This is a genomic window from Neobacillus sp. C211 (assembly GCF_051842875.1).
Classification (GTDB): Bacteria; Bacillota; Bacilli; order Bacillales; family Cytobacillaceae; genus Neobacillus.
Genome location: NZ_JBPXRO010000013.1, coordinates 99,878 through 113,988, shown reverse-complemented (window position 1 = coordinate 113,988; position 14,111 = coordinate 99,878). Strand labels below are relative to the sequence as shown.

Genomic DNA, 14,111 nt, shown 5'->3' with positions numbered 1-14,111 from the left:
AATTGAATGCTACTAAAACTGCAATAGCTGTTATCGGAGCAGGAAGCTGGGGAACCGCATTGGCAATGGTCCTTGCAGACAATGGACATGAAGTCCGTCTTTGGAGCCATAACGAGGTTCAGGTGAAAGAAATTAATGAAGAGCACACAAATAAGAAATATTTGCCTGAGATCGTTCTTTCAGAATTAATTGTGGGGTATGCTTCATTAAGTGATACATTAGCGGGAGTGGATACAATTATATTAGCTGTTCCCACGAAAGCAATACGTGAGGTAATTGGAAAAATCCGTACCGTGCAAGCTGGTCCGATTTTGATCGCACACGTAAGTAAAGGAATCGAACCTGATTCATTAATGCGTATATCAGAAATAATAAGAGAAGAAATGCCCAAAGAATTGCTAAAAGGTGTCGTTGTTCTGTCTGGTCCTAGTCATGCTGAAGAAGTAAGCCTTCGTCACCCAACAACGGTAACCGTTACTTCAGAAAATATGGCTGCCGCAGAAAAAGTACAGGATTTATTCATCAACAACAATTTTCGAGTGTACACGAATTCAGATATCATCGGTGTTGAAATAGGTGGTGCATTAAAAAATATTATTGCACTTGGAGCGGGTATTACAGATGGGCTTGGTTATGGTGATAATGCAAAAGCAGCCTTAATGACACGAGGATTAGCTGAAATTGCTCGTCTAGGTACCAAAATGGGAGCCAATCCATTAACTTTTTCAGGCCTAGCAGGAATAGGTGATTTAATTGTTACATGTACAAGCGTCCATTCAAGGAACTGGAGAGCGGGAAACCTATTAGGTAAAGGGAAAACCCTTAATGAGGTTTTGGATAACATGGGGATGGTTGTAGAGGGTGTGAGAACCACCAAAGCGGCTTATCAGTTAGCGAAAAAGTATGATGTAAATATGCCAATAACCTTTGTGCTATATGATGTCTTATTTAACGGGAAGAACGCAATAGACGCTGTAGATGTATTAATGGCACGTGGAAAGACCCACGAAATGGAAGATTTGGTTAATGTTTTAGATGAAAGGAATATTGAAGACTAAAAAATGACCCAAATGTCATTAAGTGGGGGCGGGCAGTGTTACTGCTCATGAATATTTTTATTAATAAATAGGCGTTCTAAAGAGGCGCTTTGTGTCTAGATTGCATACAATGCAACGAAGCAACCTGGTAGTTTGACGCTGGAGTATGGGTTATTTAGTCTTTAAAGCTGAAGTAAAGAATTCGCCCCTCTTTACTTCGGTTTTTTTTTGGTGAGGAAGAGAACATGAAAAGAACATGAAAGTTTTTAGTTTAAAATTTTTCTAGAAAAGTTATCGCTTGTGATATAATTAATTTTCGAAAAAGGGGGAGTTTAGTGTGTCACCAGCAATGTTTAAAATGTGGGTGTCAATTGCTGGAATGGGGTTTATGTTCCTTGCGATTATGACAATTTATTTCAGCAGATATAAGTTAAAAGGAGTATTTCGAATTATTACTGCAATTATCGCTTACTTATTAATGATTGTTTCTGGCCTAACGCTTCTTATAGTTTTCTTAACATAATCAGGGTTAAATACATAAATAAAGTGGTGATCAAATGAAATGGAATGTGCTCGGTTGTTTTCTAGCTTTAACCGCTTTTTTACTGGCAGGATGCATGTATCCTCAAGAGGAATTAGCGAAGAATCAAATCCCTTATCGAGATCAAATTCAAGCTGTTCAAACCGCTGTGGATGCCTTTAGAGAGGAAAATAGCGGAATCCTTCCAATAAAAACAAAAGAAGCAGAAACGCCGATTTATCAGAAGTATCCAATTGAATTTAAAAAAATCACTCCAAAATATATCGCGGAGCCGCCAGGAAATGCTTATGAAAATGGGGGGGTCTTCCAATATGTACTCGTAGATGTGGAGACCAAGCCGACTGTAAAATTATTTGATTTAAGAATAACAGATGTGATACGAGATATTAAATTACGAATTAAAACAAAAGGGTATCCACCATATAAAAAGCAAATTGCTAAAAATGTTTTTTCCCTTGATTTTAAACAGCTAGGATATAAAAAAGATCCTTTCATTGTCAGTCCGTTTACTAATCAAAATTTAACATTTGTCATAACTGGTAGTGCAGAAGTATATGTAGATTATCGCCCGGATTTATACCAAGCAATGAAAAAAACGGACGAGAAGGTAAAATCAGGGGAGGATATTCGCTCAATTTTAGTGAATGATTCAATGTTTGTGCCTGCCTATTCCTTGCCATATACATGGGATTCTAAGACGAAAGAACCAGTATTTTTAGAAGAATAATGTGCTTATTCTTATATTTAGTCATAACCCTTTTCCTATGAAATATATTGTAGGAGAAGGGTTTTTTTTGCTAATGCCAAAGAAATAAATATATTGAAACCCTCCATTAAATCAAATGTTCAGACACTACAGATACAAGAGAACTTAGTGAATTTTTAATAAGGGGGTAAAAAAGTTTTCGAAAAGTGTCATAACATTATAGGACAACGTCATAAACATATACTGTCCAAAAATACCTAAAATGGATGTTTAATCCCACTTTACTCTATGATCGGGAGGGGATCACTTGGAAAAGGTTGATATTTTTAAAGATATTGCCGAAAGAACAGGCGGTGATATTTATTTAGGGGTAGTAGGAGCCGTACGGACTGGAAAATCTACATTTATTAAAAAATTTATGGAGCTGGTCGTGTTACCGAATATAAACAGTGAAGCTGAGAGGTCACGGGCACTGGATGAACTGCCTCAAAGCGCTGCAGGAAAAACAATTATGACAACTGAACCGAAATTCGTGCCTAATCAAGCAGCAACTGTTCATGTTGATGATGGATTAAATGTCAATATTAGGCTAGTTGATTGTGTTGGTTATACAGTGCCAGGTGCTAAAGGCTATGAGGATGAAAATGGACCAAGAATGATTACTACCCCATGGTATGAGGAACCAATTCCTTTCCATGAAGCTGCTGAAATTGGCACTAGGAAAGTCATTCAGGAGCATTCCACTATTGGTGTGGTTGTTACAACGGATGGGACAATAGGTGAGATTCCAAGAAGTAACTATATTGAGGCAGAAGAAAGAGTTATTAACGAACTGAAGGAAGTTGGCAAACCGTTCATCATGGTTGTTAACAGTGCTCAGCCCTACCATCCAAGCACTGAAACGCTAAGATCGAGTTTAGCAGAAAAATATGATATCCCGGTAATTGCCATGAGTGTCGAAAGTATGCGCGACAGTGATGTTCTGAATGTCCTCCGTGAAGCACTTTACGAGTTCCCTGTCCTTGAAGTCAATGTGAATTTGCCAAGCTGGGTTATGGTTCTAAGAGAAAACCATTGGCTTCGTGAAAGCTATCAAGATGCAGTAAAGGAAACTGTAAAAGATATCAAGAGATTAAGAGATGTTGATCGAGTTGTCCAACATTTTAGTGAGTTTGAATTTATTGAAAGAGCTGGATTAGCAGGAATTGAAATGGGCTCAGGGGTTGCTGAAATTGATTTAATTGCCCCAGATGAATTGTATGATGATATATTAAAAGAAATCGTTGGGGTAGAAATCCGCGGGAAAGATCATCTGCTCGAATTAATGCAGGATTTTGCCCATGCTAAAGCAGAGTATGATCACATTGCTGATGCCTTAAAAATGGTGAAACAAACGGGTTACGGAATTGCCTCACCAACACTTTCTGATATGAGTCTTGAAGAGCCGGAAATTATTCGTCAAGGTGCCCGGTTTGGCGTAAGGCTTCGTGCTGTAGCACCATCGATTCATATGATCAAAGTGGATGTGGAATCTGAATTCGCCCCAATTATTGGTACGGAAAAACAAAGTGAGGAGCTTGTAAGATACTTAATGCAGGATTTCGAAGATGACCCGTTATCCATTTGGAATTCAGACATCTTTGGCCGCAGCTTAAGCTCCATTGTTCGTGAGGGTATCCAAGCAAAGCTGAGCTTAATGCCAGAAAATGCAAGATATAAACTTAAAGAAACGTTAGAGAGAATTATCAACGAAGGCTCAGGCGGCTTAATTGCCATTATTCTATAGGCTCTGACTCCTAATCGGGGTCTTTTTTTTGTGGAAATGAGGGCGTCGTATTTTTGTTTTCACGGACATTAGTGGGAAAAATCTACCAAAATGGGCAAAATAAGTAGAATTTTGTTGAACAAAAGAAAAGATTACCATTATTTAATGAAATCTTCTTGATATGCTGAATTGATTATGATAATCTTTAAACTGAATTACGTTATAGTGTTTGAACCCTTATTTCATAAGGGTTTTCCTTGAAAAAATAGATTTGAGTTACCAATTTAGTTATTTAAGGTTACTTTGGTAATAAAACCGAGCTATGACGTATAGAAATCAGAAAAATTGTTTAGAAATGTAGATAAGTAATCTTATTTACGAATCTTGATAATTTCTTTGGGAGGAGGTGAATGGCATGAACAAGACAGAACTTATTAATGCAGTTGCTGAAGCAAGCGAGCTTTCAAAAAAGGACGCTACTAAAGCAGTTGATGCTGTTTTTGATGCGATTTTAGATGCTTTAAAAAATGGTGATAAAGTACAATTAATCGGTTTTGGAAACTTTGAAGTACGTGAGCGTGCAGCTCGTAAAGGTCGTAACCCTCAAACAGGTGAGGAAATCGAAATCGCTGCTAGCAAAGTTCCAGCTTTTAAACCAGGTAAAGCGCTTAAAGACGCAGTAAAATAATTACATAAATTTATTGCAAGAGGCGAATGCTTAAGTAAAAAGGTCATGGTAAAGTCCATGGCCTTTTTTCTACTTTTTTGCTTGAACTAAAAAGATTGTGCTAATATGTATTTGTCATATATACTTGACTGAACAATAGGGGGAATTTTAATATGTCACAAGTGAATCGTGCCCAAATTGAAGAAGCGGTACGTTTAATATTAGAAGCAATCGGTGAAGACCCAAACCGCGAAGGACTGCTTGATACACCTAAACGTGTAGCAAAAATGTATGAAGAAGTTTTTAGTGGATTAAATGAGGATCCAAAGAAGCATTTTGAAACCATCTTTAGTGAAGATCACGAAGAATTGGTATTGGTTAAAGATATCCCTTTTTATTCTATGTGTGAACACCATCTCGTTCCTTTCTTTGGTAAAGCACATGTAGCCTACATCCCGAAAAATGGTCGTGTAACTGGATTGAGTAAATTGGCAAGAGCTGTAGAAGCTGTAGCAAAAAGACCTCAACTCCAAGAACGGATTACTTCCACGATTGCTGATAGCATGATGGAAAAATTAGAACCGCACGGAGTGATGGTGGTTGTCGAAGCGGAACATATGTGTATGACCATGCGCGGTGTAAAAAAGCCAGGGTCTAAAACAGTAACCACTGCAGTCCGCGGTGTTCTTGCTGACGATGCTATTGCTCGGGCTGAAGTGCTATCTTTAATAAAATATTAGTCTAATTTACCTAAAGTATTTGAGGTGACCAAATGGAGAAACGCTATCCACAAAATGGTGAGTATGTAGTTATTAAAGCGATTGATGATGGTGTCAGTGTTATCGGCTTAACAAGGGGCACAGATACAAAATTTCATCATTCTGAGAAGCTGGATAAAGGAGAAGTGCTTATAGCTCAATTTACTGAGCATACTTCTGCTATAAAAATCAGGGGAAATGCGAAAATTCTTACTCACCTGGGTGAAGTAGAAAGTGAATTGAAAAAATAAGATAATCAGTTCGAATCACATTGTTTTCATCTTGTTTCATATGAGCGTAAATGATTATTTTGTGAATTTCTGCCTAAAGAAAACCTTTTATGATATAATGGTGTCTGCCTTGTTTTTAGAGAATGGTTAGGCTTTTCTTTATTAAACGGCATGAATTTTACTATGCAAATAGGAAATATGAATACATAAAGACATTACTTCGGGGAAGCAAGGGTGATTAAATTGCTGGACATTCGACAAAAATTCACAAATATTAGAGAGCAGGTCGAAAAAAGAGTTTGTGACACATACTTGCTTAATTATATTGAAATTCCGATTATTGACGAAGATAAACTGCTTCTTCTAATCTCAATAATGGATCGCCTCGAATTGTCATACAGTGATATGCAGAACTACGCCTTGTCAACAATGTTAATTCAAATTGCCCTTGATACCCATGAACATATTACAGATGCATCTGTAGAAGAAAAAAATCGTCAGTTAACCGTTCTAGCAGGCGATTATTTTAGTGGTTTATATTATAAGCTTCTAGCAGATTCGGAAGATATAATGATGATCAAGGCACTTTCTAGAGGGATTAAAGAAGTCAATGAAAATAAAATTTCTGTATATCAAATTGAAATTTTAGACATAGAAGAGCTAATGACAAGTATTGGGCTGATTGAAAGTTCCTTACTTGCCCATCTTTCCGAGTATTTTAAAGTGGATTTATGGAATGATTTTCTAAAAAACCTGCTTTTATTTAAACGTTTACTTCATGAAAAACGTCAATTTTTACAAACAGGAAGTTCGGTATTGTTCGAAGCCTTAAAATCAATTGTTTTCCCAATCAATAATAATAAGGCGAAAGAGTTGTCTAGGGAACAGCAAAATCACTTATTTCTGTGTTGCGACCATCATCTTGCAAGGTCAAAAGAAGTTATTGAAAAGGGATTAGAACAGTTGCCATACTTAAATGAATTACTTGAGAAAAGGGTTGTATCAATCTTAAGCCAATACCAGCCAAATGCAAAAACTTTTGTGGAAGAAGGGTAATAAAATCATGCAGGAATCGAAAGAACAGCGAGTTCACAATGTGTTTGAAAAGATATCTGATAACTACGATAAAATGAATTCTGTTATCAGTTTTCAACAGCACATCAAGTGGCGGAAAGACACGATGAAAAAAATGAATGTCCAGCCTGGTTCAAAAGCTCTCGATGTTTGCTGTGGTACTGCTGATTGGACAATAGCCTTAGCAGAAGCGGTTGGTCCAACAGGTGGAGTTACAGGCTTGGATTTTAGCCAAAATATGCTTAATGTGGGTATTGAAAAGGTTAAAGAGCTTGGGTTAAAACAGGTTGAGTTAGTACATGGAAACGCAATGGAACTCCCTTTTCCTGATAATAGTTTTGATTATGTAACGATTGGCTTTGGTTTAAGGAATGTCCCTGATTACCTGCAAGTTTTAAAAGAAATGCACCGTGTAGTAAAGCCAGGTGGAATAGCTGTCTGTCTAGAAACATCACAACCTACACTAATTGGCTATAAACAGCTCTATTATTTTTATTTTCGCTTTATTATGCCGATGTTTGGTAAATTGCTTGCAAAAAGCTATCGAGAATATGCTTGGCTTCATGAGTCAGCACGTAATTTTCCAGGGATGAGGGAGCTAGCTAAAATGTTTGAGCAAGCTGGCTTCAAAGAAGTGAAATACAAACCATATAGCGGCGGTGCTGCAGCTGTACATATTGGTAAAAAAAATTAATTTATTGAACTCGAAGACAGGATGAAAAGCTGGTGAATTCAAATGAAATTAAAAATGATGTATTCATTTTTGAATTCGGATATTAACTTGATTGAAAAAAAGTTAGAAGAGACTATAAAGGCAGATTCCCTTCTGCTTAGACAGGCTTCTATGCATACATTACAAGCCGGCGGGAAAAGAATTCGTCCTGTTTTTGTTTTGCTTGCAGGAAAATTTGGTAAATATGATATCCATGTGATGAAGGATGTTGCTGTTGCGCTTGAATTAATTCATATGGCATCACTTGTCCATGATGATGTGATAGACGATGCTGATCTTCGCCGTGGCCAGCCTACGGTGAAATCCAAATGGGATAACAAAATTGCTATGTATACCGGTGACTTTGTTTTTGCTCTTGCGATTGAATTGATGACTAATATCGAAAATCCCGAAGCCCATAAAATTTTAGCCAATACGATTGTTGAAGTGTCATTAGGTGAAATTCAACAAATTAAAGATAAATATCGCTTTAATCAAAATCTGCGAGATTATCTCCGCAGAATTAAGAGGAAAACTGCCCTGTTAATTGCAGTTAGCTGCCAATTAGGAGCTATAGCTGCAGAGGTGGAAGAAACCATCCATAAAAAACTTTATCGGTTCGGGTATTACGTCGGAATGTCTTATCAAATAATTGATGATATTTTAGACTTTACCTCAACTGAGAAGGAACTTGGGAAGCCTGCTGGAGGAGACCTAGTGCAGGGGAATGTTACTGCCCCAGCTCTTTACGCAATGGAAAATAACGAAATCCGTAATGAAATAGAAAAGGTCAATGAGGAAATGGATGCTCATGGAATAACAAAGATTATTTCGTTAATTAAGCAATCAGGAGCAATCGAAAAATCATTCGCACTAAGCGATCTTTACTTACAAAAAGCTTTAGCAGAATTAGAGGGGATACCTGCGAATAAAGCAAAAAAAACCCTAAACGATATTGCAAAGGTTATCGGGAAACGAAAATTCTAAATAACTTGTTAAATTTTCGAAAAAATGATAATATTTTTCATGGATTGTTTCTTAAATACAATCAATATACATAATAATTAATTTTTAGGAGTGGAATTCATGGAAAAAACATTTTTAATGGTAAAGCCCGATGGTGTACAGCGTAACTTAATTGGAGAAATCGTCGCACGTTTTGAAAGAAAGGGCTTTCAATTGGTTGGAGCAAAGTTAATGAGCATTCCCAATGAACTAGCTGAAGAACATTATGGTGAGCACAAGGAGCGTCCTTTCTTCGGTGAATTAGTAGATTTCATTACTTCTGGTCCTGTTTTTGCAATGGTCTGGCAAGGTGAAAATGTCATCGCTACTGCCCGCCAAATGATGGGTGCTACCAATCCTAAAGATGCTGCACCAGGTACTATTCGCGGTGATTTTGGTTTAACTGTTGGTAAAAATGTTATTCATGGCTCAGATTCACCTGTGAGTGCAGAGCGTGAAATTGGCTTGTTTTTTAAAGATTCTGGTGTTGTAGAATACAATAAACTAGTTAACGAATGGATATACTAATTAAATAAATTGAGGCACTTGTATAGCTATTATACAAGTGTCTTTTTATTTCTCTATATTAATTTAATCCTTATTTTCTGAATTGTTATACTATGTTTATTGGGCGCTATATGGTATATTGATAAAAAAATTCTTTAATGAGTTGAAGGGGGAAAGAGTATGGGAATGAGATACTTAACAGCAGGAGAATCCCATGGGCCGCAATTAACAACAATATTAGAAGGCCTCCCTGCTGGAATGCCATTATTATTAGAAGATATAAATGAGGAATTATCCAGGCGCCAAAAAGGATATGGCCGTGGAAGAAGAATGCAAATTGAAAAGGATACAGCCCAAATCGTTTCGGGAGTCCGTCACGGCTACACTCTTGGCTCTCCAATAGCATTAGTAGTTCAAAACAATGACTGGAAGCATTGGACGAAGATTATGGGGGCGGAGCCCCTAGACGAAGGCCAGGAGGATGAAGTTAAACGTAAAGTAACTCGTGCCCGTCCTGGTCATGCGGATTTAAATGGTGCGATTAAATATGGACATAGGGATATGAGAAATGTCCTTGAACGCTCTTCTGCCCGTGAGACAACTGTTAGAGTCGCTGCAGGTGCTGTTGCCAAGAAACTTTTATCATTGGTAGGAGTTGAACTAGTTTCACATGTCGTTGAAATAGGTGGAATAAAAGCTAATGCTGATAATTCTCTTTCTTTTGAGGCATTAAAGGACAAGACAGAAAATTCTCCTGTTCGATGTGCTGACTCTAATGTGGAAAAGGATATGATGGCTGCTATTGATGATGCGAAGAAAAATGGTGATTCAATCGGCGGAGTCGTGGAAGTGATTGCTAAGGGTATGCCAGCTGGAGTTGGGAGCTACGTTCACTATGATCGTAAATTGGATGGGAAATTAGCCGCTGCCATTATGAGTATAAATGCGTTTAAGGGTGTAGAAATTGGCATTGGTTTTGAGGCCGCTAGCAAACCAGGAAGCGAAGTCCATGATGAGATAGCTTGGGATCAAGAAAAAGGTTATTACCGCAAGACCAACAGACTGGGTGGCTTTGAAGGTGGAATGACGACTGGCATGCCAATTGTTGTCAGAGGAGTGATGAAACCAATCCCCACATTATATAAACCACTGATGAGCGTAGATATTGATACTAAGGAGCCATTTGCTGCGAGCGTAGAACGTTCAGACAGTTGTGCTGTACCTGCTGCTGCAGTGGTTGCAGAGAATGTTGTTGCATGGGAACTTGCAAACGCCCTGATTGAACAATTTTACAGCGACCGCTTTGATGCTTTTGCTACTGAAATAAAAAGGCAGAGAGAATATGCGAGGGAGTTTTAATGGAAACCATTCAAATCCAAACAGCGTCAAAAAACTATAATGTCTTTGTGGGGGAAGGTGTAAGTAAGGAGCTTGGCCCTTTTTTAGAGAATCATTTTGAGGATCTAACCAGAATATTAATTATTACAGATGAAACAGTTGCTAAGATGCACCTAGAAAAATTATTGTTTGAGCTTAAATCGTTTGATCCTGTAATTTTTACTGCCCCTAGTGGCGAAAAGGCAAAAACCTTTGAAGTTTATTATTCTGCGCTTTCAACCGCTCTTGAAAACCGACTTGACCGCAAATCTGTTATACTTTCATTTGGCGGTGGTGCAGTAGGAGATTTGTCAGGATTTGTTGCCGCCTCTTTTATGAGAGGTATACCTTTTATTCAAGTCCCAACAACCATATTAGCTCACGATAGTGCTGTTGGCGGAAAGGTAGCGATCAATCATCCACTCGGGAAAAATATGATAGGAGCCTTTCATCAGCCAGAAGCCGTCTTTTATGATTTAGAATTTTTAAAAACACTTCCTGCTCATGAAATTCGTTCGGGATTTGCAGAGGTTATTAAACATGCACTTATTGATGATTCCGATTTTTTTGATTGGCTGAAAGAAAATGTGGAAGACCTTCAAACCTTACCTATGGAGTTGTTATCGGAATCCCTCATAAAAGGGATAAAGGTAAAAGGTAAAATCGTTAGTCAGGATGAAAAAGAAACTGGAATTCGGGCTTACTTGAATTTAGGTCATACGTTAGGTCATGCTATTGAATCAGAAATGGGTTATGGGAATTTTACTCATGGGGAAGCAGTAATGGTAGGGATGATTTTTGCATTAAAGGTAAGTAAAAAATTACTAGGGCTTTCATTCGATTTAGAAGAATTCACCAACTGGATTGAAAGACTTGGGTATGCATCGAAAATACCTGAAAATCTATCTCATGAAAATTTAATTAATAAAATGAAGCAGGATAAAAAATCTGTTTTGCATTCGATTCGTTTTGTATTACTCGAACAATTGGGTCAGCCAGTCCTAAAGGAAATATCAGAAACAGTTTTATTTGAAGAGTTAAAAAGTTCTTAAAGGGGGGTCTTGTCTTGATAAGAGGGATGAGGGGAGCAATCACAGTTAATCAGAACACAGAGGAAGCAATTATTACTGCCACAGAAGAACTGCTGGAGAAGATAATTGAGGAAAACCATATCCAACCTGAATTAGTTGCATCTGTTTTCATTTCAACAACAGAGGATATTAATGCGGTATTCCCGGCAAAGGCATTGCGTAAATTTGAGGGGTGGACTTACGTTCCTGTCATGTGCATGCAGGAAATGCCTGTTCCAAATTCCTTGAAAATGTGTGTTAGAATCATGATGCATGTAAATACAACACAATCTCAAGAAGAAATTAACCATGTATACTTAAAAGGGGCTAAAGTCCTTAGACCCGACCTAAGCAATAGTTTAGCGTAATGGGAGGATCTTTTTGAAAGATAGAATACGTCTACAAGAATGGAGTGATAAATATGAGATGGAAAGAGCAGTTATTAACACTGACTCCCTATCAACCAGGTAAATCAATAGAGGCAGTAAAAAAGCAATATAAACTCGACCAAATTGTTAAGCTAGCATCAAATGAAAATCCTTTTGGATGTTCAGAACAGGTGTTGACCGCTCTTCAATCGAATCAAACAAGTTTAGCGATTTACCCTGATGGGTACGCTACAAATTTAAGAGAGACACTTGCTTCATTTTTACAGGTTGACGAAGATGAATTAATATTTGGTAATGGTTCAGATAATCTTATCCAAATAATTTCAAGGGCACTTTTACATCCGAACGCCAATTCAATTATGGCGACACCTACCTTTTCACAATATAAGCATAATGCTGTTATTGAAGGGGCAGTTAGTAAGGAAGTACCGCTGCTAAACGGAGAACATGATTTAGAGGCAATGCTTGCAGCTATTGATGAACAGACCAATGTTATTTGGCTATGCAGCCCTAATAACCCTACCGGTACATATATACCAGTAAATAAATTAATCGCTTTTCTAGAAAAAGTTCCATCAGATATTCTGGTTGTATTGGATGAAGCCTATTTTGAATATGTTGTTGCTGATGATTACTATGATTCCGTTAACCTAGCTCGTAAGTATGAAAATTTAATTGTCCTAAGAACTTTTTCTAAAATATATGGACTTGCTGCCTTGAGAATTGGATATGGGGTTGCCAATCGCTCGATTATAAAAGCGCTTGAACCTGCAAGGGAGCCGTTTAATGTTAATTCTTTAGGTCAATTAGCAGCATCTGCAGCAATCAAGGACCAGGAATTTATAAAAGTCTGTAAAGAAAAAAATAGGCAGGGGCTTGAACAGTTTTATCAATTCTGTGGTGAGAATGAACTTGATTTTTATCCATCACAAACTAACTTTATTTTAATTGATTGTAAAATGGATGGGGATCAGGTTTTCCAACATTTATTGGAGAGAGGATATATCGTCCGTTCCGGAAAAGCTCTTGGTTTTCCAACCGGTGTTAGAATTACAGTAGGCTCCTATGAACAAAATGTCGGTGTCCTAAAAGCACTTGGAGAATCCTTAGCTATTAGTAAAACAGAGTAGTGCTTTGTTGTTTAGGGGGAGTTATCATTGAAAGGCCGTGTATTTGTAATTGGCTTAGGATTAATTGGCGGTTCTCTAGCCCTTTGTATAAAAAAGGAGCATAAGGATGTAACTATTGTAGGATTTGATATTAATAGTGAACAAGCAAGGCTTGCAAAAATGCTTGGAGTCATTGATGAAATAGCTGAAGATATCTACAGTGGTGCAATTAACGCTAATTTAATTATTATTTCTGCACCTGTAAATGAAACAGAGGAAATTATTCAGTTCCTTGCGGGCCTCCCTCTCCATCGAGAGGTAATCGTGACAGATACAGGAAGTACAAAAAGTAAGATTGTCGGAAGTGCCAAAAGCCTGAAGGACCGTGGAATCACCTTTATTGGAGGGCATCCAATGGCGGGTTCCCATAAAAGTGGTGTATCTGCTGCCAAAGAAATATTATTTGAAAATGCCTTTTACCTTTTAACACCGCAAGAACATGTAGAAAATAAAAAGGTAGAATTATTAAAAGCATGGTTATATGGCACCAATGCTAAGTTTTTAACTATTACACCAGAAAACCATGATTATCTCACTGGAATTGTCAGTCATTTCCCTCATATCATCGCTGCCTCTATTGTTCGCCAAACTGAAAAACTAGCAGAAGCAGAAAGTCTTATTCCACGACTAGCAGCTGGCGGATTTAGGGATATAACTAGGATTGCTTCGAGCAGCCCAAAGATGTGGAAGGATATTCTCCTGCACAACCGTGAAATCTTAATTGAATTACTCGATCAATGGCAAGAAGAAATGAATGGGGTTAAAGCATTACTTGAAAATGAAAATAGTTCTGAAATTTACGACTATTTTCAGCAAGCAAAGCAATTTCGTGATGGCTTGCCACTGAAAGAAAAAGGTGCGATTCCGGCATTTTATGATTTATTTGTCGATATTCCAGATTACCCGGGTGTGATTTCGGAAATTACTGGCTATTTAGCAAAGGAAGAAATTAGCATTACAAATATTCGGATTCTAGAAACACGAGAAGATATTAATGGAGTCTTAGTGATTAGTTTTCAAACCGAAGAGGATCGGCAAAATGCTGAACGCTGTATTGGCAGTTATTCCAACTATGCAACATCTATTGGTTCCTAAAATGATATG

The 14,111-nt window shown here is 37.6% G+C and carries 16 protein-coding genes; all 16 read left to right on the top strand.

Annotated features, from left to right (window positions below; genetic code table 11):
* Window positions 1-2: 2 nt before the first annotated feature.
* The 16 genes from ACSU6B_RS14215 to ACSU6B_RS14140 all read left to right on the top strand — a co-directional run bounded on the left by ACSU6B_RS14215 (window position 3) and on the right by ACSU6B_RS14140 (window position 14,102).
* Window positions 3-1,058, top strand: coding sequence for an NAD(P)H-dependent glycerol-3-phosphate dehydrogenase (locus ACSU6B_RS14215; RefSeq protein WP_410886106.1), 1,056 nt, complete (start codon window positions 3-5; stop codon window positions 1,056-1,058).
* Window positions 1,059-1,374: 316 nt separating this feature from the next.
* A complete protein-coding gene (locus tag ACSU6B_RS14210; protein ID WP_088088805.1) occupies window positions 1,375-1,560 on the top strand; it encodes a DUF2768 domain-containing protein in 186 nt (61 codons plus the stop codon).
* Window positions 1,561-1,594: 34 nt separating this feature from the next.
* Window positions 1,595-2,305: a hypothetical protein gene (locus ACSU6B_RS14205; RefSeq protein WP_410886104.1), complete on the top strand. Its 711-nt coding sequence runs from the start codon at window positions 1,595-1,597 to the stop codon at window positions 2,303-2,305.
* A gap of 286 nt (window positions 2,306-2,591) precedes the next feature.
* On the top strand, window positions 2,592-4,070 hold the full coding sequence (gene spoIVA / locus ACSU6B_RS14200; RefSeq protein ID WP_098931601.1) for a stage IV sporulation protein A: 1,479 nt from the start codon (window positions 2,592-2,594) through the stop codon (window positions 4,068-4,070).
* Window positions 4,071-4,464: 394 nt separating this feature from the next.
* The gene (hbs, locus tag ACSU6B_RS14195) at window positions 4,465-4,737 is read left to right on the top strand and encodes a non-specific DNA-binding protein Hbs (protein WP_024030636.1); all 273 of its coding nucleotides are present in this window, start codon (window positions 4,465-4,467) and stop codon (window positions 4,735-4,737) included.
* A gap of 152 nt (window positions 4,738-4,889) precedes the next feature.
* Window positions 4,890-5,456 (top strand): GTP cyclohydrolase I FolE, encoded by a 567-nt coding sequence (gene folE, locus ACSU6B_RS14190; RefSeq protein ID WP_168244925.1) that lies wholly within the window; start codon window positions 4,890-4,892, stop codon window positions 5,454-5,456.
* 32 nt (window positions 5,457-5,488) lie between these two features.
* Window positions 5,489-5,725: a trp RNA-binding attenuation protein MtrB gene (gene mtrB, locus ACSU6B_RS14185; RefSeq protein WP_168244924.1), complete on the top strand. Its 237-nt coding sequence runs from the start codon at window positions 5,489-5,491 to the stop codon at window positions 5,723-5,725.
* 213 nt (window positions 5,726-5,938) lie between these two features.
* Window positions 5,939-6,760, top strand: a complete 822-nt coding sequence (locus ACSU6B_RS14180) for a heptaprenyl diphosphate synthase component 1 (protein ID WP_410886101.1) — start codon at window positions 5,939-5,941, stop codon at window positions 6,758-6,760.
* A gap of 7 nt (window positions 6,761-6,767) precedes the next feature.
* Window positions 6,768-7,472: a demethylmenaquinone methyltransferase gene (locus ACSU6B_RS14175; protein ID WP_168244923.1), complete on the top strand. Its 705-nt coding sequence runs from the start codon at window positions 6,768-6,770 to the stop codon at window positions 7,470-7,472.
* A 42-nt stretch (window positions 7,473-7,514) separates the two neighbouring features.
* Window positions 7,515-8,477, top strand: coding sequence for a heptaprenyl diphosphate synthase component II (gene hepT / locus ACSU6B_RS14170; protein WP_410886099.1), 963 nt, complete (start codon window positions 7,515-7,517; stop codon window positions 8,475-8,477).
* Between the two features lie 99 nt (window positions 8,478-8,576).
* On the top strand, window positions 8,577-9,023 hold the full coding sequence (ndk, locus tag ACSU6B_RS14165) for a nucleoside-diphosphate kinase (RefSeq protein WP_214997565.1): 447 nt from the start codon (window positions 8,577-8,579) through the stop codon (window positions 9,021-9,023).
* A 165-nt stretch (window positions 9,024-9,188) separates the two neighbouring features.
* Window positions 9,189-10,361, top strand: a complete 1,173-nt coding sequence (gene aroC / locus ACSU6B_RS14160; RefSeq protein ID WP_410886170.1) for a chorismate synthase — start codon at window positions 9,189-9,191, stop codon at window positions 10,359-10,361.
* Window positions 10,361-11,431 (top strand): 3-dehydroquinate synthase, encoded by a 1,071-nt coding sequence (gene aroB, locus ACSU6B_RS14155; protein WP_410886097.1) that lies wholly within the window; start codon window positions 10,361-10,363, stop codon window positions 11,429-11,431. Before aroC ends, aroB begins: the two co-directional genes overlap by 1 nt.
* A 14-nt stretch (window positions 11,432-11,445) precedes the next feature.
* Window positions 11,446-11,817: a chorismate mutase gene (gene aroH, locus ACSU6B_RS14150; RefSeq protein ID WP_214997567.1), complete on the top strand. Its 372-nt coding sequence runs from the start codon at window positions 11,446-11,448 to the stop codon at window positions 11,815-11,817.
* 53 nt (window positions 11,818-11,870) lie between these two features.
* Window positions 11,871-12,968 carry a histidinol-phosphate transaminase gene (hisC, locus tag ACSU6B_RS14145; protein WP_410886094.1) on the top strand — a complete coding sequence of 366 codons (1,098 nt, stop codon included), beginning with the start codon at window positions 11,871-11,873 and terminating at the stop codon, window positions 12,966-12,968.
* 27 nt (window positions 12,969-12,995) lie between these two features.
* A complete protein-coding gene (locus ACSU6B_RS14140; RefSeq protein WP_410886092.1) occupies window positions 12,996-14,102 on the top strand; it encodes a prephenate dehydrogenase in 1,107 nt (368 codons plus the stop codon).
* The last annotated feature ends 9 nt before the right edge of the window (window positions 14,103-14,111 follow it).